At 59.9% G+C, this 20,111-nt stretch carries 20 protein-coding genes and 1 pseudogene; 4 read left to right on the top strand and 17 right to left on the bottom strand.

Features of this window, described 5'->3' with window-relative positions:
* Positions 1-21: 21 nt before the first annotated feature.
* The 9 genes and pseudogenes from Q0677_RS15085 to paaI all read right to left on the bottom strand — a co-directional run bounded on the left by Q0677_RS15085 (position 22) and on the right by paaI (position 7,871).
* Positions 22-1,133 (bottom strand): annotated as a pseudogene (locus Q0677_RS15085) (NnrS family protein).
* Positions 1,130-2,056 carry an AEC family transporter gene (locus Q0677_RS10275; protein ID WP_298909315.1) on the bottom strand — a complete coding sequence of 309 codons (927 nt, stop codon included), beginning with the start codon at positions 2,054-2,056 and terminating at the stop codon, positions 1,130-1,132. The pseudogene Q0677_RS15085 and the gene Q0677_RS10275 overlap by 4 nt, the downstream one beginning before the upstream one ends.
* A 44-nt stretch (positions 2,057-2,100) precedes the next feature.
* A complete protein-coding gene (locus Q0677_RS10280; RefSeq protein WP_298909317.1) occupies positions 2,101-2,415 on the bottom strand; it encodes a cupin domain-containing protein in 315 nt (104 codons plus the stop codon).
* Positions 2,416-2,496: 81 nt separating this feature from the next.
* Entirely contained in the window at positions 2,497-3,474 is a 978-nt protein-coding gene (gene mbfA / locus Q0677_RS10285) for an iron exporter MbfA (RefSeq protein WP_298909320.1), read from the bottom strand.
* A 125-nt stretch (positions 3,475-3,599) separates the two neighbouring features.
* Positions 3,600-4,712 (bottom strand): S-(hydroxymethyl)glutathione dehydrogenase/class III alcohol dehydrogenase, encoded by a 1,113-nt coding sequence (locus tag Q0677_RS10290; protein ID WP_298909323.1) that lies wholly within the window; start codon positions 4,710-4,712, stop codon positions 3,600-3,602.
* Between the two features lie 219 nt (positions 4,713-4,931).
* Complete coding sequence (locus tag Q0677_RS10295; protein WP_298909326.1) at positions 4,932-5,378, bottom strand: cytochrome c; 447 nt, start codon at positions 5,376-5,378, stop codon at positions 4,932-4,934.
* 135 nt (positions 5,379-5,513) lie between these two features.
* On the bottom strand, positions 5,514-6,092 hold the full coding sequence (locus tag Q0677_RS10300; protein WP_298909329.1) for a TetR/AcrR family transcriptional regulator: 579 nt from the start codon (positions 6,090-6,092) through the stop codon (positions 5,514-5,516).
* 3 nt (positions 6,093-6,095) lie between these two features.
* Positions 6,096-7,403, bottom strand: a complete 1,308-nt coding sequence (paaK, locus tag Q0677_RS10305; protein ID WP_298909332.1) for a phenylacetate--CoA ligase PaaK — start codon at positions 7,401-7,403, stop codon at positions 6,096-6,098.
* Positions 7,404-7,436: 33 nt separating this feature from the next.
* Entirely contained in the window at positions 7,437-7,871 is a 435-nt protein-coding gene (gene paaI / locus Q0677_RS10310; protein WP_298909335.1) for a hydroxyphenylacetyl-CoA thioesterase PaaI, read from the bottom strand.
* Between the two features lie 330 nt (positions 7,872-8,201).
* Here paaI and Q0677_RS10315 point away from each other — a divergent pair, with 330 nt between their 5' ends.
* Entirely contained in the window at positions 8,202-8,549 is a 348-nt protein-coding gene (locus tag Q0677_RS10315) for a DUF2794 domain-containing protein (RefSeq protein WP_298909337.1), read from the top strand.
* Positions 8,550-8,551: 2 nt separating this feature from the next.
* Here Q0677_RS10315 and Q0677_RS10320 read toward each other — a convergent pair whose 3' ends face one another.
* The 3 genes from Q0677_RS10320 to Q0677_RS10330 all read right to left on the bottom strand — a co-directional run bounded on the left by Q0677_RS10320 (position 8,552) and on the right by Q0677_RS10330 (position 11,230).
* On the bottom strand, positions 8,552-9,400 hold the full coding sequence (locus Q0677_RS10320) for an NlpC/P60 family protein (RefSeq protein WP_298909341.1): 849 nt from the start codon (positions 9,398-9,400) through the stop codon (positions 8,552-8,554).
* Positions 9,400-10,767, bottom strand: coding sequence for a M17 family metallopeptidase (locus Q0677_RS10325; RefSeq protein ID WP_298909343.1), 1,368 nt, complete (start codon positions 10,765-10,767; stop codon positions 9,400-9,402). Before Q0677_RS10325 ends, Q0677_RS10320 begins: the two co-directional genes overlap by 1 nt.
* A gap of 82 nt (positions 10,768-10,849) precedes the next feature.
* Positions 10,850-11,230: a hypothetical protein gene (locus tag Q0677_RS10330; protein ID WP_298909345.1), complete on the bottom strand. Its 381-nt coding sequence runs from the start codon at positions 11,228-11,230 to the stop codon at positions 10,850-10,852.
* A 212-nt stretch (positions 11,231-11,442) separates the two neighbouring features.
* On the opposite strand from Q0677_RS10330, the gene Q0677_RS10335 reads away from it, so the two are divergent.
* The gene (locus tag Q0677_RS10335) at positions 11,443-11,979 is read left to right on the top strand and encodes a flavodoxin domain-containing protein (protein WP_298909348.1); all 537 of its coding nucleotides are present in this window, start codon (positions 11,443-11,445) and stop codon (positions 11,977-11,979) included.
* 424 nt (positions 11,980-12,403) lie between these two features.
* Here the strand turns inward: Q0677_RS10335 and Q0677_RS10340 are convergent, their stop codons facing one another.
* The 3 genes from Q0677_RS10340 to Q0677_RS10350 all read right to left on the bottom strand — a co-directional run bounded on the left by Q0677_RS10340 (position 12,404) and on the right by Q0677_RS10350 (position 15,052).
* Positions 12,404-12,763: a hypothetical protein gene (locus tag Q0677_RS10340; RefSeq protein ID WP_298909350.1), complete on the bottom strand. Its 360-nt coding sequence runs from the start codon at positions 12,761-12,763 to the stop codon at positions 12,404-12,406.
* A gap of 44 nt (positions 12,764-12,807) precedes the next feature.
* Complete coding sequence (locus Q0677_RS10345; protein ID WP_298909352.1) at positions 12,808-13,749, bottom strand: tetratricopeptide repeat protein; 942 nt, start codon at positions 13,747-13,749, stop codon at positions 12,808-12,810.
* Positions 13,750-14,029: 280 nt separating this feature from the next.
* Positions 14,030-15,052: an aspartate-semialdehyde dehydrogenase gene (locus Q0677_RS10350; protein ID WP_298909354.1), complete on the bottom strand. Its 1,023-nt coding sequence runs from the start codon at positions 15,050-15,052 to the stop codon at positions 14,030-14,032.
* A 355-nt stretch (positions 15,053-15,407) separates the two neighbouring features.
* Here Q0677_RS10350 and Q0677_RS10355 point away from each other — a divergent pair, with 355 nt between their 5' ends.
* A complete protein-coding gene (locus Q0677_RS10355; RefSeq protein ID WP_298909356.1) occupies positions 15,408-16,721 on the top strand; it encodes a DEAD/DEAH box helicase in 1,314 nt (437 codons plus the stop codon).
* Here the strand turns inward: Q0677_RS10355 and Q0677_RS10360 are convergent.
* Positions 16,718-17,905: an MFS transporter gene (locus tag Q0677_RS10360; protein ID WP_298909358.1), complete on the bottom strand. Its 1,188-nt coding sequence runs from the start codon at positions 17,903-17,905 to the stop codon at positions 16,718-16,720. The two genes, Q0677_RS10355 and Q0677_RS10360, sit on opposite strands and share 4 nt — an antisense overlap.
* 77 nt (positions 17,906-17,982) lie before the next feature.
* Positions 17,983-19,017 (bottom strand): uroporphyrinogen decarboxylase, encoded by a 1,035-nt coding sequence (gene hemE, locus Q0677_RS10365; protein WP_133489073.1) that lies wholly within the window; start codon positions 19,015-19,017, stop codon positions 17,983-17,985.
* Between the two features lie 115 nt (positions 19,018-19,132).
* Here hemE and hemC point away from each other — a divergent pair, with 115 nt between their 5' ends.
* Positions 19,133-20,089: a hydroxymethylbilane synthase gene (gene hemC, locus Q0677_RS10370; RefSeq protein ID WP_298909361.1), complete on the top strand. Its 957-nt coding sequence runs from the start codon at positions 19,133-19,135 to the stop codon at positions 20,087-20,089.
* The last annotated feature ends 22 nt before the right edge of the window (positions 20,090-20,111 follow it).

Raw genomic sequence — 20,111 nt, forward strand, 5'->3', positions numbered from 1 at the left:
AAAGATGTTGTCCCGACCTAACTAGAGGCGCGGCGCGATGGCAATGGGGAAAGCGCGCAATGCAAGTGCGATCATGGCCACTGCCCAGAACAGCCCACCCGCGTGATAAAGCGGTGTGGGGTCGTCAACCCAGCCTGCACAGACGCGCAATGCGGCCCCCAGATGAAGCACGATGAAGAGCAGCGTGTCGGCGCGGGTCGCCTCGATCGGGCGGCCCGAGTGACCCAGAAGCGCACGCAGCATGACGATGGCGGTCATCGTGCCAATGGCGCCAGCCCCCAGCGCATGATGGGTCTGATCGCTGCTGGCCCAACCGCCAAGGCTGGTCGCTGCCAAAAGGCCCAGCCCGATCATCAGCCACGCATAGGCCGCGTGTTGGGCAAACAGCAGCGGTTCTTTCAAAACGCCGAGCCCGCGCCACCGCGATAGGCGCAGGGCTTGCGCCAACGCGGCGAGGGCCGCAGAGATGCCCGTCAGCATGCTGGTGTCGGTTGCGATCCACAGAAGTGCGGTCGCGACTGTTAGGATCAGGGCGGATTTGTCGACCGTGCCGAACTCGGGTGGCAGGCGTGTCGCGCCGCGTTTCTTCAACCAGTTGCGGCTGAAGGCGGGGGTGACGCGGCCTCCGATCAGGGTCATGAGGACAAGCGACACAGCAAAACCTGCGGTCACGCCGATCTGCGCATCTTGCCACAGGAACACAAGCTGCGCGGCCCAGAAGGCAGCGATCATGGCGGCCACGACGATGTTGCGTTTGTTGCCTGCGGCGATGATTCGCGCAGGGCCAAGGTTGCTGCGACGGGAAGGAAGCTGGCGGTCAGAATCTGCGCGGCCAGCGCGTCCGAGGCCGCGAACATCGCTGCACGCCCTGCCAGCCAAAGGACGAACAATGCCAGCAAGGCCATCGGGGACAGAGCAGGGCGGCCCGTCCAGTTGGGGATCGCGGTGAACAGAAATCCGGCCAGAGCGGCAGGCAAATATCCCCACAGCATCTCGTGCTGGTGCCACAGGTAGGCGTCGGTGACCGGGGTCTCGGCCCCGGCGTGGGCGATCAGCCACAAGGGGATCGACACCCCGGCGAACAGGGCCGCGGCGGGGAAGAAGAGGCGGTAGGCTCCGGTCAGAAGGATCATGAGGTTACCCAAGCGATGATGGCTGACACGGTCAGTACAGAAATGAGGGTCGATAGCAAAATGGCCGAAGACACCCGTTGCGGCGCCACGCCGTAGTGCTGCGCAAGGATATAGACGTTGCCCGCCACCGGCAGGCCCGCTGCGGCCACCATGACGCCTGCCATGAAGGGCTCGACATCGAACACCATGAAGGCAAGAACGCCCACGGCCAACGGATGCAGGATCAGCTTGGCGAAGCTCAGCCAGCCCGCGACGGACAGGCGTTCCGCGGATTTCGAGGCCAGAGACGCCCCAATGGCAAACAGCGCGCCGGGAGTCGAGGCCCCGGCCAGAAGGTCAAGGAAACGCTGCACGGGGTCTGCCAAATCCCACCCTGTCGCGGACCACGCGAAGCCAAGTGCCATCGAGACAATCATCGGATTCGACACCAGCCCTTTGCCGACCGTCCCCAGCACCGCGGGGCTGACCCGCCCGTCGCGCGTGCCGGTGATGATGATCACGATCAGGCTGCTGAACAGAAACAGGTCGACGGCCAGCACCAGCATGACAGCGGGGATCGCGGCCTCGCCCAGCAGAAGCGCCAGCATGGGCACGCCCAGAAAACCTGTGTTGCCGATCACGGCGCATTGCGCTTCGACGGCAGCTTCCTGCGCGCCGCGTTTGCGGACAAGCGCCACTACGGTGGCAAGGATATAGACCCCCAATCCCCCCAGCGCATAGGCCCAGATGAAGGGCCAGTTGATCACCTCGGCCAGCGACAGGTTCGCGGAAAAGCGAAACAGCATGGCGGACAAGGCGAAATAGAAGACGAAGCGGGTCAGATAGGCCGTGGCTTCGGGTGGGAAGAAACCCCGCGCGGCGGCGCCAAAGCCCAGCCCGATCAGGGCGAAGAACGGAAGGGTTTGAAGCAGCACGTCGATCATACGCCAAGCCCTAGCACGGAGAATTTCACTTGACCATGCGGCGCTTAGGTTGGCTTGGCGTCTTCAAGCAACTCGACCTCAATAAATGCGCATTCGAAGTCATTTCCATTGATCACGTCATGCTCGACACCAGCCTTGCGGTCATAGGGAACACCGTTCCTGAGCGTCGCCTCGACACGCGTTCCATCTGGCAGGTCGATCTCTAGAATTCCGTCAAACATTGGAATGACAAGATAGTCATAGGCGTGCCGATGCCAGCCGGTATTGTCGCCCCTTTTGGCAAAACGCCATTCGGTGACGCGCATCCGGCCGTTTTCAAGCAGCACCGTTCCCACGGCGGTTCCATTTGCGTCGCACATGATTGCCTCCTTCTGTAAGGCAATCCTGCGCGCGGAGCGCTGTTTCGGTTATCGCCAGTCGCGATGAAACGTCGGACCAGCCTAGCCGCCGCCAATAAGCGCGCCGGCCGCGAAGACCAGTGCGCCGCCCACGACAACTTGCAGTGTCGCGCGCATGAAGGGGGTTTGCATGAAGCGGTTCTGGATCCACACAATTGCCCAAAGCTCGACGAAGACGACGAGGATCGCGATGGTCGTGGCGGTCCAGAAATCGGTGATCAGATAGGGCAGCGCGTGGCCCAAGCCACCCAGCGTGGTCATGATGCCTGAGGCAAAGCCGCGTTTCACAGGGCTGCCGCGCCCCGACAGCTCGCCATCATCCGAGGCCGCTTCGGTGAACCCCATCGAGATCCCGGCACCCACACTGGCCGCCAGACCCACAAGGAAGGTGGTGTGCGTGTCCTGCGTGGCGAACGCCGTGGCGAAGATTGGCGCGAGGGTCGAGACCGAGCCGTCCATTAGCCCGGCCAGACCCGGCTGCACCCATGTTAGAATGAACTGACGATGGGCGGCCTCGTCTTCGCTTTCGCGGGCGCTGGCATCCAGATGTTTGGTCTCCAGATCGACAGCGGCATGGGCGTGGTCGGCTTCAGCAGCGGCCAGATCGCCCAAAAGCTTGCGGGTGTTTGCATCCGATGTGCGGTCCGCAGCCTTACGATAAAACTGCTCGGCTTGGCGTTCCATCTCGCGAGCCTCGCCCCGGATGGTTTCTAGGCCAAGGTTCTCGACCAGCCAGATCGGGCGGCGGGCATAGAAGCCTGCCACGTGTTCGCGGCGGATCAAGGGGATGACGTCTCCGAAGCGCGCTTTGTGGGCCTCGATCAGTAGGCGGCGATGCTCGTCCTCTTCCTCGGCCATGCCATCGAACACCTTCGCGGACGAAGGGAATTCCTCGCGCAGATGCTCTGCGTACTGCCGATAGATCCGCGCGTCGTCTTCTTCGTTCGAAATGGCCAGCGCCAGAATTTCCTGTTCGGATAGGTCCGAGAAGCGACGGCGATACAAAGTAGAGGACAGCATGGAAAGCTCCTGAATTAGAATGGTTCTAATTTATGAGTTTAAATTGGGAAGGCAAGTCTACATTCTGTCGCGCCTGAAATGAAAAAGGGGGCCGAGGCCCCCTTTGTGTTTGATGGTCGTGTGGATCAGAATTCCACCACGGCGCGGATGCTTTCGCCCTTGTGCATCAGGTCGAACCCTTCGTTGATCTGATCCAGCGTCAGCTTGTGGGTGATCATCGGGTCGATCTCGATCTTGCCGTCCATGTACCAGTCGACGATCTTGGGCACGTCCGTCCGGCCCGATGCGCCGCCGAAGGCCGTGCCGCGCCAGACGCGACCGGTGACCAGCTGGAAGGGCCGGGTCGAGATCTCGGCACCTGCGGGGGCCACGCCGATGATGATCGATTCCCCCCAGCCTTTGTGGGCGCATTCCAGTGCGTCGCGCATCACTTTCACGTTGCCGGTTGCATCGAACGAATAGTCCGCGCCGCCGCCGGTCAGTTCGACCAGATGGGCAACGAGGTCGCCGTCCACCTTCGAGGGGTTCACGAAATCGGTCATGCCAAAGTGGCGGCCCATTTCTTCTTTGCTGTCGTTCAGGTCAACGCCGACGATCTGATCCGCGCCGGCCATGCGCAGGCCCTGGATCACGTTCAGGCCGATGCCGCCCAGACCGAACACAACGGCGGTCGAGCCGATTTCGACCTTGGCGGTGTTGATCACCGCGCCGATGCCGGTGGTGACGCCGCAGCCGATGTAGCAGATCTTGTCAAACGGCGCGTCTTTGCGGACTTTTGCCAGTGCGATTTCGGGCACAACCGTGTGGTTGGCGAAGGTCGAGCAGCCCATGTAGTGGTGGATCGGCGTGCCATCCAGCATCGAGAAACGGGTCGAGCCATCAGGCAACAGACCTGCGCCTTGGGTCGAGCGGATCGACTGACACAGGTTGGTTTTCGGGTTCAGACAGTATTCACACTCGCGGCATTCGGGGGTGTAGAGCGGGATCACGTGGTCGCCAACCTCAAGCGTGGTGACGCCTTCGCCCACTTCGATCACAACGCCTGCGCCTTCGTGGCCCAGAATGGCCGGGAAGATGCCCTCGGGATCATCGCCAGAACGGGTGAATTCGTCGGTGTGGCACAGGCCGGTGGCCTTGATTTCGACCAGAACTTCGCCGGCACGCGGGCCTTCAAGGTTCACTTCCATAATCTCAAGCGGTTTGCCTGCTTCTACGGCGACGGCGGCACGGGTGCGCATGTTCATACTCCTCTGTTGGTTGTCGCAAGAGTGGGCGAAAAACCGATGACGTTTCAAGCAACCAGCGACACGCATTTGTACAAGCGCGACATTGAAAAGGAAATCCTTTGCTGTTCGGGGATGGTCGCGTTTGACGAAGCCGCGCTAAGGCGTTTTCTAATCCCCGAAACGAAAAGGGGCGGCGCACCTTGCACCGCCCCCGTCCTGTTCGCTCCGCGCTTATTTTTTGCGGTAGTCGTCGTGGCAGGCTTTGCAGGTGCCGCCGATCTGACCCAAAGCCGCGCCAATCGCGCCTTGTTCGGTGATCTCGGCAACGCCTTTGGCCGCCACAACCATGTCGTCGGCTTTCTTGGCGAAATCATCCCAGTTTTCCCAGATTGCGGGCAGGGCTTCGGTTGCGGGATCGGTTTCGTTGGCTTCGAACACAGCGGGGACCATCATGCCTTGATCAGCGATGGTCGCGACGGCTGCGTTGGCCTTATCCGCGTCAAACGCCATCTCGCCTTTGGCCATGCCCGCCAGCGTCTTCATCGAGCCGCCAATGGCCTTCATTACCTCCATCCGCTTGATCACGGCGGGGTTTGTGGCGTCTGTGTGTGCGGCAAGTCCGCTTGCCATAGTGATGCTGGCGAGGGTTGCGAAAGCGAGAATGCGTGCAGAATTCATACCTAGTCCTTTCAGGCGATGGTGACTCGTTTCCTCAATTGTATGCATATGCATCTATTTTCGAAATCACAGGATCGTGATCTGCATAGATGTGGGGGAAGTTTGCCGAAAGGGGCGTATCAGACAGGGCCGAATTTACAGGGCGTGGACGCCGCCCAGAACCAGATCTGTCACCAGATCGGCATAGTCTTCGCGGTTCAGCCCTTTTCCGGGGCGGTTCCACATATAGTACCAGTTCAGTATGCCGAAAACTGACATGGTCACAGCGCGCAGGTTGGCGCCGTTTTCAAAACGTTCAGGCGCTTCGGCCTTCAACGCCGCGCCCATCATGTCGATCAGGCGACGCTGCAAATCCACCAGAGGCGCCTGTTGTTCGGGCTCTAGAACGGTCAGGCTGTCCAGCTGCAATTTGTGCTCGGCATCCGCGCCTTTATAGGCGACCAAAATGGCGCGGACCAAACCCCTCAGCCCATCGGTTTCAGGGGCGGCTTCAACGTCGGCCACCAATTTGGACAGATGGTGGTCGAGAATGTCGTAAAGCAGGGCCTCTTTGCTGTCGTAGTAATGATAGATCAGCGCCTTCGAGACCCCGCAATGCTTGGCGGCAGCCGTCATGGACGCGCGATCAAACCCGTGCTCTGCGAAATAGGCCGCTGCCCCCTTGCGGATGGCAGCGCGTTTTTCTTCGTGATCACGGGCGATCCCACGTGGCATGGATTACTCCTTCGGGCGGTTATCAACGACCCTTACAGCCTTACCCTCGCTTCGTGCAACCTTACCACCGTCGGCAACATGCACTTTGGCGCTGACGCCCACGTTGGATTTGATCTTGCCAGACAGGGCGCGGGCGGCGGCTTCGGCACCTTCCTGTGACTGTCCCTCGGCCATTTCCACGTGCACGTGCATCTCGTCCATGCGGCCCGGGCGGACCAGCTCGATCTGGAAGTGTGGTGACAGGGCGGGCACGTCCATCAGCTGTTCTTCGATCTGGGTCGGGAAGACGTTCACGCCGCGCAGGATGATCATGTCATCCGAACGGCCGGTGATCTTCTCCATCCGGCGCATCGAACGAGCGGTGCCCGGAAGCAGACGTGTCAGGTCGCGGGTGCGGTAGCGGATGATCGGGAAGCCTTCTTTGGTTAGCGAGGTGAACACCAGCTCGCCCAGTTCACCATCTTCGCAGACCTCGCCGGTCTCGGGGTTGATGATCTCGGGATAGAAATGGTCTTCCCAGATGTGCAGACCGTCCTTGGTTTCCACACATTCGTTGGCCACGCCCGGTCCGATCACTTCCGACAGGCCGTAAATGTCGACCGCGTGCATGTCGAACGCGTCTTCGATTTCGCGACGCATGTTGTTGGTCCATGGCTCGGCGCCGAAAATGCCGACCTTCAGCGGGCTTTCGCGCGGGTCCAAGCCCTGCTTGGCGTATTCGTCCAGAATGGACAGCGCGTACGAGGGCGTCACGGTGATGCCGTCGGCGCGGAAATCTTCGATCAGGCGCACCTGGCGCTGGGTCATCCCACCCGAGACCGGAACCACAGTCAGGCCAGCGGCTTCCGCACCGCCATGTACGCCCAGACCGCCGGTGAACAGGCCATAGCCATAAGCGTTGTGCAGCACGTCACCGGGGCGCAGACCCGAGGCGCGCATGCAGCGGGCCACAACGCCGGCCCACATGTTCAGGTCGTTCTTGGTGTAACCCACAACAGTCGGCTGACCCGTGGTGCCCGAGCTGGCGTGGATGCGCGAAATCTGCTCGCGCGGGACGGCGAACAGGCCGAACGGATAGTTGTCGCGCAGGTCCTGTTTGACGGTGAACGGGAACTTGGCCAGATCCGCTAGCGTCTTCAGGTCATCAGGATGCACACCCGCGTCGTCAAAGCTTTTGCGATAGAACGGCACGTTCTCATAGGCGTGTTTCAACGACCATTTCATACGCTCCAGCTGCGTGGCGGCGATTTCGTCGCGGGAAGCGATTTCGATCGGGTCAAGGTCTTCCTTGCGAGGTGTCAGGTCTTTCATGTCTCTCCTCCGACGGGGCAGCGCCCCGTGCTATCATCCGTCTTGTTCGTCAAAATGTGTGCCGCTGACCTGCCGCGAATGCCCGCGGAAAATCACCACTGTACGCCCGTCTTCCCCTGTGACGGTCACGTCATAGATGCCCGAACGGCCTGCGCGGCTAACTTCGGTGGCGGTGGCGGTCAGGCGTTCGCCCAGTTTGCCTGGGCTCAGATACGTGATCGAGCAATGCTGCCCGACCACGCGGTTGTTGTAGCTGTTGCAGGCGAAGGCAAAAGCGCTGTCGGCCAGCGTAAACGAGAAGCCGCCGTGGCAGGTGCCGTGCCCATTCACCATGTCGCGGCGCACCTCCATCGACAGGACGGCTTCGCCCGGTGCGATGCGGTCGATCGTCATGCCCAGTTCCTGACTGGCGGGATCGTCGGCCCACATCACGTCGGCGCTTTTCTCTGCGATTTCCTGCGGCGTCATGTGGCCTCCCCCAAGATCACTCGGGTCTAGGATGCACAAAACCGACCGCACGGTCAATAATGCGTTTCAATTTTCCAGAAGGCAGGCACGCTGCGTCACGAATGAAGGTGTGCAAGCGGGGCGGCATTGTGGGGAAAGTTGTCGATTCCGGCGCCGCTTACTGGATGGGGGCTGTTCGCGCGGCGCCGGAAGAGCCCTCGCTCGTGACGTGTTAAGATTTCCCTACTTTGGCGGCGTTAACACGGTCTCTGAAAGGTAACTTACCGGTCATTTCTGGGCAAAACTGGGGCAGGTATTGATTTGTTTACCATGTCGGTCCACTCTGAATTCATGAACTGGCAGACAACGACGCCCTTCCAAGGGACGGGCAAACCGGCCGAGCAGGTCGCCTTTAATCGCATGGAACTTGGCGCCATCATGGGGCTGTATGGCCGCATGGTTGCCGCAGGTGAATGGCGCGATTACGGGATGAGCTTTCTCAGTGATGTTGCGATCTTTTCGATCTTCCGGCGCACCGCAGAGCACCCCATTTACCGAATCGAAAAGCGCCCCAAGCTGCGGAACAAGCAGGGGCAGTATTCCGTGATCGGCATGGACGGGCGCATCTTGAAGCGCGGCAGCGACCTGCGCACCGTGCTGCGTGTGCTGGAGCGCAAGCTGATCCGCGCGGTCAAATAAGCCTATAGCCGCTTGCGTGCGGTGACGGGGCCATCGCCCTGAGCGCCAATGCGCGCGATGGCGTCCGCTGTATTCTCATACACCACCGACATGTGATGCGCGTTGGCGTGAATGATCCGGTCGGCATCCACCACCATCGCCACATGACCTTTCCAGAACAAAATGTCCCCACGTTGAAGCGGCGTGCCCTCGAGGATGTCGTGACCCAACGCGGCCTCTTGCAGGTCGCTGTCGCCGGGGCAGGGGATGCCGCAGGCCAGAAGGGCGGCCTGCACAAGGCCGGAACAATCGATGCCAAAGCCAGAGTTGCCCGCCCAGACATAGGGCGTGTCCAAAAACTGCTCGGCAATCGCGACCGGGTCCGAGGCGTAATCGTTGATCGGGCGCAGATGCGTCGCCGGGATAAAGCCGTGTTTTGGGGCGGACATCGGGGTCTTTGGAAGTTTCACCTCGGCCCATTTATCCTGCTGAGACACCACCTGCACCGTGCTGTTCAGGTGGAACGCGCGGCTGTAGGGCGTTTTGAAATCCGGCTCGCGATACATGTGTGTTGTGCGCCGGACTACGCGGTGGGTCAGGGGCTGCGGATCGCCCAGACTCCACGCTTCAAGGTACCCAACATACCCGTCTTTCAGAGACTGCCCGAACACCATGTGATCGTCGCCGTCCAGAATGTTGAACTGATCGCCGGACAGAACCTGCCGGTCCCGGTTGCCGCTGGGCGCATCCAGCAGGAAGCTGTCTCCGACGACCTGTTTCACCGTGCCTTCCGTAAAGCGCGGGGCATCAACCTTCCCGCGCAGGCTTTCATGCGCAACGTGGTCGTTGGCGGGGGTCAGGCGGCGATCCATCACAACTCCAGCATCTCAGGCAGTGCGTCCAGCAGCGCCCGGGCGCCCATACCGACGCCGCCTTTCGGGCGGGCAGGAGCTGCGGTCGGGTTCCAGCCGTAGATGTCGAAATGCATATAGCGTGGGGTGTCGGTGACGAAGCGTTTCAGGAACAACGCGGCGGTGATCGAGCCCGCGAATCCGCCCTTTGGTGCGTTGTCCAGATCGGCAATGCCGGGTTCGATCATTGCCTCGTAGGGTTCCCAAAACGGCATCTCCCATACCGGATCGGCGCTGCTCTCTGCGCCCTTGCGTAGGGCGTCGGCGTCGTCGGTTGCGGTCGCATAGAAGGGCGATAGGTCCGGCCCGACGGCGACCCGTGCGGCCCCGGTCAGTGTCGCCATCGACACGATCAGATCCGGTTTTTCCTCGTCCGCCAGCGCCAGCGCGTCGGCCAGCACAAGGCGGCCTTCTGCGTCGGTATTGTTGATCTCGACCGTCAGGCCCTTGCGTGAGGTCAGGATGTCGCCGGGACGGAACGCATTGCCCGCAACGGCATTTTCCACCGCCGGGATCAGCACCCGCAGGCGCAGTTTTAGGCCCAGCGTCATGATCATCTGCGCCAACCCCAGCACGGTCGCCGCTCCGCCCATGTCTTTCTTCATCAACCCCATCGAGCCACCGGGCTTTAGGTTCAACCCGCCCGTGTCAAAGCACACGCCCTTGCCAACCAAGGTCAGCGCGGGGCCTTCGTCACCCCAGCGGATATCGATCAGACGCGGCGCGCGGGTGGCGGCGCGGCCAACGGCGTGGACCATCGGGAAGTTCTGATCCAGCAGTGCTTTGCCCAAGATGGTCGAGATCGTTGCCCCATGCGCCTCGGCCAGTTTGCGGGCCGCCAGTTCCAGCTCGTCTGGCCCCATGTCCTCGGCCGGGGTGTTGATCAGATCGCGCGTCGTCAGCTCGCCCGCAGTGATCGCCTCCAGCTGTGCAGCGTCCACGCCGTCAGGGGCGACAAGCTGCGCTTTCGGGAAGGATTGTTTGGCGTAGCGGTCAAAGCGATAGCCCTCGAGCAGCCAGCCAAGGGCAAACTCTTGCGTGATCTGCTTAGGCTGCGTGCTGGCCAGTTGATACACGCCGTCGGGCAGCTTTCCGCGTGCCGCAACCGCGCCGAAACGCTTGCGTTTGCGCGCCTGCGCGGTGCCCAGCCCTACCAGAGCCATCTCGACCATGCCCGACGCCGACGGCACGACCAAGCTCTGCCCCAGCGCGCCGGTAAACCCGTTGGCTTCGGCCCAAGTTTGGGCTGATTGCGGCAGCGCTTCGCCCTTTTCGATCAGGTAAAGCGGAATGGCAGCGTCCGTTTGGGGGGCGAAAGTCAGGGTCATCGGGGCCTTTGTCCTTATCTGTGCCGGTTCTGACTGGCAGAGTAGCGCGCCCCGGCGCAAGGGCAATCCCCGAATGGCCTTCCTAAAGCGACATGTCCTGATGATCCCACACAGCGATCAGACTGCGTTCCCCCACGCGGTTCAGGCGGGCCACCGTTGCGGGCAGGGCTGCTGGATCCTGTGCCACACATTGTTCCGCTACATCACGCGCTACGCGGGCCAATGTGGTCATGCCCAGCCGCTGCGCGATGCGTTTCAGATCCTCGGCCCCTTGTCGCAGATCCCCGTATCGACGGGTCTTCTGCGCATGTTGCAGGCGTCCCAGCCAAAGCGCCAAATCCTCGAGCGATTGGTTCAGGTTACGATCCGCCTGCACCGGCCCAAAGCGTACATACAGCGCACGCAGCTGATCCCGATCCAGTTGGATGTCTTCGAAATGGGTTAATGTCGCAATGTCACTCATACCAGCACCCCGGTTGTCTCTTTCCCTCAGGGGCAGAATGACCGCAGGGCCTCAAGAAATCGTATATGGATGCGTTGAAATTACCTCGAATTGCGCGGGATTTCGGGCCGGTCCGCGTCCGCCCGTAATTGACGCGCGTCAATGAAGCCGCCTTGGAAATCATGTCAGAATGAACGTGGTTTGCACGGTCATTGATGCCAAAGGAGGTTCCTATGAAAATTCTTGTTTCCTATGCCACAAGCGAAGGCCACACGCGCAAGGTCGCCCGGTGGGTTGCTGATGGCATCTATGATCAGGGCCACTCTGTAGAGCTGCTTCGGCTGGCGGATGCGAAGGACATCGATCTTGATCGGTACGATGGTATGGTCATGGCGGGGTCGGTGCATGTTGGGCACTACCAGCCAGAGGTGGCCGAGTTCGCCAGTGAACATGCGTCAAAGCTTGGGAACATGCCGACCTTGTTTCTGTCCGTATCGCTAGCCGCGGCCGGGCATGACGCCGAAGACTGGCGTGGGCTGGAACGTATTCTCAGCGAGTTCACCGATGCCACCAACTGGACGCCCGACCGTGTGGTCCAAGTGGCCGGAGCCTATATGCCGTCCGCCTATGGCGTCCTCAGCCGCTTTGTCATGCGCCGGATCATTGCCGAGAAAGACCCCGAGGCCGATCTGGACACGGATCACGACTATACCGATTGGAGCGCGCTGCGCCGCGAGCTGGACAGCTGGCTTGTCGAGTCCGAGGCGTAGTCAAACCTCACTGTGGGGACAGCGGCCCGTCGCCGCTGCCCATTTCTTTGAGGCCGTCACCCGTGGCGTTTAAGGTGTCCACGAGAGGGTCTTACCCTCGGGCCAGCGCAGAGTGGTTCCGATGCTGATCTCGGATTGCCCGTTGGCGGGGATGCTTAGATGCCAGACGGACACACCCTTGCGAGCGTCATGATGAATATGTCCTCTCTGGTTCATGTTTTTTGTGTGGGGCAAAGTGAGCTTTCGCTGCTCTTGCTTCAATGACTGCCTTTGGTTTTCGTTCTGCGTCCTACTACGCTTCTGTTTGCGGCCGCGCACTCCATCAAATCGAGGCAACCGCGCAAGGCGCCAAGGGCAGAAGGAACAGAAGCGGCCACGACTAAAACGGGATCAGGGGTTGGAGCCGTAGGATAACGAAGTATGGCTAATTAGTTCTGATAATGGGAAGGAAAATTTCAATCATTTCGGTGATGATGGAGTTGGCTAGTTCCCAATCTTTTTCAATGCCGGAATCAGACAATGCGACACTTGCAATGCCAATTGTGAAGTCCCATGAAGGAACTGCCTCACATCGCATTTGGACAAATATTCGACCATCTTCCGTTCTGTGGAATATGCCGACTAAGTTACCGGAGCCGTATCTTCTTACACTGAAACCCATTCTTGCAAACGTCTGCCTAGCGGCATCTTCACAATCTCCTAGATCCGCTTGATCAATAATTACAAAATTCGTTAGCGCGTTAGCTCGATCAGCAAGAGCTGGCTGAATTTGAAGTGCAAGCATTGCAAGAATTAGATTCAACTTTAGAGAACTGAACATAATTTTCTTTACCACTTACCTAACCACATCAATTGACCAGCCATTTGGACGCCGGGGTTTTGATCTATATTTGGGGGTTGATAAGCGCCGCCGCCACTGGCCGCATTTCCTAGTCCAGCTGCTAGAGTTAGGGTTCCTAGCCCAATTAATGCGAGTATTGCGTAGGTCTGTTCTTGCTCCCTGCGATCTCTGTCTTGAATCTGCACCCTTGTGCTATTCAACTCAACCGTCGCCTGTTCGCATATATTCTGATCATAGCTATAGAATTCTAGATTTCTCTCAGAGCAGTAGGACGCACCAAGAAATTGCGCTTCCGCCCATTTGAGATTTTGCGGAGTTCCGACGCCATTGAGATACATGTAACCAACAGCCATGCTGGCGTGCTGTATACCAGCTTCGGAAGCCATAAAGTAGTGTTCGAATGCGTTCTCAAAATCACTATTTTTCGCAAATTCGACAGCCTTGTTCAAGGCTAATGATCCAAGCACCGGATGCAGAACTAGATTCAGGTTGTCCCACTCTTGAAAGGTGATTTCGTTGGAGTTTCTCATGTCGTTTGCTTGGCGTCTTGCGTCCAAAGCTATCTGGTAAGCACGCTCTTGATCCGCTGAGCTGCCAGTGGAGAGCAATCTTGCTCTTGCAACTTGACCAAGCCATGATCCTTCTTCGTCTGAAGCTGTGAAATGGGCTAGAGCCTGTTCCGAGTCTTGAGGAAACCATACCCCATCCTCATATAGGCTCCCGAGGATAAGATGCGCCGTAGCGGGGTCTTCGTTCTCTAGGCTTGATATGGCCTCAAGAAGCGCAGCAAGATTATCGTCGTTAACGGGTGCTGAAATAGCCGAGTTTGCTGCGCTTAAAGTGGGGCTTATGGATTGGGCTAACACAGATTGGAACGTAAACGTCAAAATTGTCGTAGATAGTGCGACCATTCTCAGCTGCTTTTTCATAAAAGTACTTAGCCTCTTTGGAAATCCATGCGCTTGTCGCCATTGGTTGCAGAAACGGTGGTTTTTGTCACCCCCTACCTTGCCATAGTGGATTCAGGGCTTTGGCGTGCCACTAACCCATTCCAAAGGTGTAATGGGTTTCGGTACGTTTCAGACCGAACCGTGGAAGCCGACTTTCGTGCGATGTGCAACATCCGGTAAAACGGCCTCAAAGCAGACACCACCCCACAAAAAAGCCCCGCCAAATGGCAGGGCTTTCTCTTAATCTATCGAGGGTCAATCAGCCCTTCTTCAGAACCTCACGGCCCAGCAGCTCGGCGATCTGGACGGCGTTCAGGGCAGCGCCTTTGCGCAGGTTGTCCGAGACACACCACATGTTCAGGCCGTTCTCGACCGTGACGTCCTGACGGATGCGGCTGATGAAGGTGGCGAAGTCGCCTACGCATTCAACCGGGGTGACATAGCCACCGTTCTCGCGCTTATCCACGACCAGAATGCCGGGGGCAGTGCGCAGGATATCGCGGGCTTCGTCTTCGTCCAGGAACTCTTCGGTTTCGATGTTGATCGATTCCGAGTGGCCCACGAAGACCGGCACACGCACGCAGGTGGCGGTGACTTTGATCGACGGGTCGACGATTTTCTTCGTCTCGGCGATCATTTTCCATTCTTCTTTCGTGTCGCCCGAGTCCATGAAGACGTCGATATGCGGGATCACGTTGAAGGCGATCTGTTTGGGGTAAACCTTCGGCTCGACTTCCTGACCCGGGACATACATGCCCTTGGTCTGGTTCCACAGCTCATCAATCGCGTCTTTGCCCGAGCCCGATACCGACTGATAGGTCGACACAACAACGCGCTTGATCTTGGCGCGGTCATGCAGGGGCTTCAGCGCCACAACCATCTGCGCGGTCGAGCAGTTGGGGTTCGCGATGATGTTCTTGTTTTTATACTCGTGAATCGCGTCCGGGTTCACCTCGGGCACGATCAGCGGGATGTCGGGGTCGTAGCGGTACAGCGACGAGTTATCGATCACCACACACCCAGCCGCAGCCGCTTTCGGTGCGTATTCCTTGGTTGCTTCCGAACCCACGGCAAACAGCGCCATGTCCCAGCCAGTGAAGTCGAAGGTGTCCAGATCCTGGGTGGTCAGGGTCTTGTCACCAAAGCTGACTTCAGTACCGAGCGAACGGCGCGATGCAAGCGCTGCGATCTCGTCTACAGGAAACTGGCGTTCTGCCAGGATGTTCAGCATTTCGCGGCCCACGTTGCCCGTGGCGCCTACGACGGCGACTTTATAGCCCATTACGGCCTCCTATAATGTTGTTGTCTTTGAACCACCCAAAGACGGAGGCCTCTTAGATCAATTCCGCCTTGCAGAAAAGGCTTTTCGCGGCGATGTGCCATCATTTGTCGTTGACTTGTGTGCTTTTCGCTGTGATACGCGCGCTAACTGTCCGGTCGACGCGTGAGCGACCCGCCCCAGATGTGAGGCAGACAGTCCTTCCTACAAGTTCCCAAATCACGCGGGGTTCTAGCGGTCAGATCGGCGCTTGGGCATTCGGCCTTTGTGCGAGCATCCGCCGCAAACCTAAGCGATGGGCGCAACAGCCCCACCCGCGTGATAGCGGTGCACCCTTGCGTGTGCCAGAAAGACGATGATGACAAAATTTGCAGAGCTCGGGCTGAACCCGAAGCTGGTAACCGCCGTGTCTGACGCCGGTTACGAAACCCCGACCCCCATTCAGGTTCAGGCCATTCCGTTGGTGCTGGAAGGCCGCGACGTGATGGGTTTGGCCCAGACCGGCACTGGTAAAACCGCGGCCTTTGGCCTGCCGCTGATCCACCAGCTGCTGAACAGTCATGACAAGCGTCAGCCGAAGTCGGTCAAGGCGCTTGTGTTGGCCCCCACCCGCGAGCTGGTGAACCAGATCGCCGACAACCTGCGCCTTTATGTGCAGGGCACCCACCTGAAGGTCCGCACTGTTGTGGGCGGCGTGTCGATCAACAAACAGATCAGCATGCTGGCGAATGGGATCGATATTCTGGTCGCCACGCCGGGTCGATTGATTGACCTGATGGACCGCGGCTCGATCCGTTTGGATACGGCAACCTTCCTTGTGCTGGACGAGGCCGACCAGATGCTGGACATGGGCTTCATCCATGCGCTGCGCAAAATCGCGCCCGAGCTGGGCGAGCCGCGCCAGACCATGCTGTTTTCGGCCACCATGCCCAAGCTGATGGCCGAGCTGTCGAAGGCCTATCTGACGAACCCAGCCCGTGTGCAGGTGTCGCCTCCGGGTAAGGCCGCCGACAAAGTCACGCAAGGGCTCTATTATTGCCCGGACCGCGGCGCAAAGATCACACGATTGGTTGATCTGCTTCGCCATGATGAACAGGCGCTGTCGCTGGTCTTCTCGCGCACCAAGCATGGGGCCGAGAAGCTGATGAAGCATCTGGTGCATGAAGGTTTCGCGGCGGTGTCCATCCACGGCAACAAAAGCCAGGGCCAGCGTGACCGCGCCCTTGCCGCCTTCCGCGCGGGCGAGGCACGTATTCTGGTCGCCACCGATGTGGCCGCCCGTGGGATCGACATTCCCGGCGTCAGCCATGTCTACAACTTCGACCTGCCCGAGGTCGCCGACAACTATGTCCACCGTATCGGCCGCACCGCGCGTGCAGGCGCGGATGGGGATGCGATTTCCTTCGTGTCGGGCGTCGAGCTGGGCCTTCTGCGCGACATCGAGAAAGTCATGAAGATCGAGATCCCCGTGCTGGGCGGCAAACGCCCGGCCGAGGAAAAACGCCCGCAGCGCGGCCAAGGTGGCGGCGGTGGCGGAGGCGGTCGCCGGGGTGGTGGTGCTGGCGCAGGTGGTGGGCGCAAGCCGCGTGGTGCACAAGGGGCGAAACCTTCGGGCAATCCCGGTGGCGTATCTAAACAGCGTCGCCGTCGCAGGCCCCGCAAGTCCGCTTAATCGGTGCGGTCCTGACTGAACAGATACAGCAGGCAGCCGATTAGACCCGGCACAGCAAAGAACAGGAACACGGCCTGATAGGGGGCCGTGACCGACACGTCAGGCCCCTGCGCTGCGCGATAGACGCTTGCCGAGGCGTATTGGAAAACGCCTACGCCACCGATCCCAAACATATTCATCAACGTCACGCCCCGTCCAACAAGGTGGGGTGGATAGAAGCTGCGCCCGTGCGCCATGAGCAGCGGGAAGCTTGCGGCAAACAATCCGATTGCGGCCATGGTCAATGAAATTTTCAGGACGCCCGACTCGGGGAAGGCCCACAACAGGAATACCATACCAACCGCGATCATGTTGCCAGTGAAGATCACCCATTTTCGGGTGCCAAAGATGCGGTCCATCGGCCCATAGGCAAAGCTGCCCACCACCATGGCCAGAGCAATCGCCATTGTGACCCAGCCGATACCTGTCGTGTCCAACCCATAGACATCACGCAAGAACGGCCCCGCCCAGCTGCCGCGCAGCCCGGCTGCTGCTGCATAGTTGACAAACATCAACGGGAACAGCGCCCACAGCGCGGGCATCTTTAGCAAATCCAATACGGACCCTTTTGACTGCCCCTCTTCGACCTCGACTTTCGGCGGGTTGTCGACTGTGACCATGATCAGCGCCGCGACCACCAGCGTCACTGCCGCCAAGGCCCACAGGCACGTACGCCAGCCGAACTGTTCAACCGCAAGTGCCAAGGGCAGGGCACCTGCGATGTTGCCCAGCGATCCAAAGCCGATCACCATCCCGGCCAGTGTGCCGAAGACAGCGGGCGAATACAGGCGCGCGAAGATGAAATAGCTGGCCATCAGGACAGGAGAGCACCCGATCCCGATCAGCACCATCGCATACAGGATGTGATCCGGGCTTGAGGCCATGGCGAACATCGCGGCCCCTCCGGCCCCGCCTAGCGCCAGAAGGCCGGCGGCCACTTTGCGCGGGCCGATATTGTCCAGCGCCCAGCCCACGGGGATTTGCATCAGGGCAAAGACAAGAAACCACGCACCCGATGCTTGGGCCAGATCCTCGGGCGTGGCGCCCAGATCTGTTTTCAGCGCAGGCGTCATCACCGCCAGAAAGGCGCGATAAAACTGGCTTAATACGTAAGCCACGATCAATGTGATGATACCAACCCGCATGCGGACCTCCCAATCTCAACCCGCGCAGAAGACACGGGCCGGGGTGATTTGGCAAGCGGGCTGGTAGTTCTACCTGATCAGCCGTTGCGAACCGTATCGATCATCAGCTGCACATTTTCAGGATCGGCGTCCGGTGTGATCCCGTGGCCAAGGTTGAAGATATGCGGGCCGTTCTTGAACGCCTCGACGATGGCGCGGGTCTCGTCGACCAAGGCCTGACCGCCCGTAACCATGTGGCTGGATTTCAGATTGCCCTGCACGCAGCCATCGACTTGCACGTTGGCAGCAGCCCATTCCGGACTGACCGAGTTGTCCAGCGCGACGCAGTCCACGCCGGTCGCCTTGGCAAAGCCAACATAGCCCTCGCCCGCTTCGCGCGGGAAGCCGATGACCGGAATGCCGGGGTGACGTTTCTTCAGTTCTTGGGTGATCACACGGGCAGGTTCGACCGCGTATTTCTGGAAGTCTTCGCCCTTCAGCGATCCGGCCCAGCTGTCGAACAACTTCACCACTTCGGCGCCTGCTTCGATCTGCTTGGACAGATACTCGATGGTGCCTTCGGTCAGACGGTCCATCACCGCCTCGAACAGCGGACGGTTCTCGGCCTTCAGCGCGTGTGCCGGACCCTGATCTTTGGTGCCTTGCCCCGCGATCATATAGGTCGCAACCGTCCACGGCATGCCAGCGAAACCGATCAGCGTGGTCTCTTCCGGCAGCTCACGACGCAGGATGCGGACGGTTTCATAAATCGGGTTCAGCGTCTCGTGAATGTCATCCTTGCCCGACAGTTTGTCGAAGTCAGCTTGTTCAGTGATCGTGGACAGACGCGGGCCTTCGCCGGTCACGAACCACAGATCCGCACCAAGCGCTTGCGGCAGCAGCAGGATGTCGGCAAACAGGATCGCCGCGTCAAAGCCGTAACGGCGGATTGGCTGCAATGTGACCTCGGCGGCCAGCTCCGAGTTATAGCACAGCTTCAGGAAATCCCCGGCCTGTGCACGCGTGGCGCGATACTCGGGCAGATAGCGCCCCGCCTGACGCATCATCCAGATCGGAGGGGTCGGAAGGGTCTCGCCTGCAAGTGCGCGCAGAATGGTCTTTTGCTGGGTCATAAGGTGGCCTTTCCTGTCTGGTTCCAAGCCTCGTCCCAAAGCAGCGGCAAGATGTCAAGCGTTGGGGGTGTCGCAGGCATGGACAGAGGGGGGCTTCGCGCGTAAACCAAACGCCATGACTTACACGCTTCCGACCCCCGACGCCCCCCTGAACATCGGCACACGTGGCAGCCCATTGGCGCTGGCGCAGGCCTATGAAACGCGCCGCCGCCTGATGGCTGCGTTTGATCTGCCGGAACAGGCGTTCGAGATCGTGGTGGTCCATACCACAGGCGACAACCGCTCGATGATCGACGCGGACCGCCCGCTGAAAGAGATCGGCAATAAGGGCCTGTTCACCAAGGAAATCGAAGAGGCGATGCTGGATGGGCGCATCGACATCGCGGTGCATTCGATGAAGGACATGCCGGTCGAGCAGCCCGAGGGGTTGGTGCTGGACTGCTACCTGCCGCGCGAAGACACGCGCGATGCGTTCGTGTCGCTCAAGTACAATTCGATTGCAGAGCTGCCGGAAGGCGCCGTCGTCGGCACCTCGTCCCTGCGCCGCAAGTCACAGCTTTTGAATCGCCGCCCGGACCTGAACGTGGTCGAGTTCCGCGGAAATGTTCAGACCCGCCTGAAAAAGCTGGGTGCGGGTGTGGCCGAAGCGACCTTCCTTGCGATGGCAGGCCTGAACCGTTTGGGCATGGACGACGTCCCCGCCACGGCGATCGAGACGGCAGATATGCTGAACGCCGTTGCTCAAGGTGCCATCGGGATCGAACGCCGCGCCAACGATGCCCGCGCGAAAGACATGCTGGATGCGATCCACGATCTGGAAACTGGCCAACGTCTGGCCGCCGAACGTGCCTTTCTTGGCGCGCTGGACGGGTCGTGTGAAACCCCGATTGCAGGGCTTGCGACGCTGGACGGCGATACCCTGACCCTGAAGGGCGAGATCCTGCGGACGGATGGGTCGGAAAGCGTGGCTGATCAGGTCTCGGGGCCGATTGCAGATGGGCGAGAGTTGGGGCGAACGCTGGCTGAAAAGCTGTTGTCGCAAGTGGACGACGATTTCTTCGATTGGAAATAGGAAAAAGGCCCGGCATCGCGAC

It is taken from the genome of uncultured Aliiroseovarius sp. (assembly GCF_947492455.1).
GTDB lineage: Bacteria > Pseudomonadota > Alphaproteobacteria > Rhodobacterales > Rhodobacteraceae > Aliiroseovarius.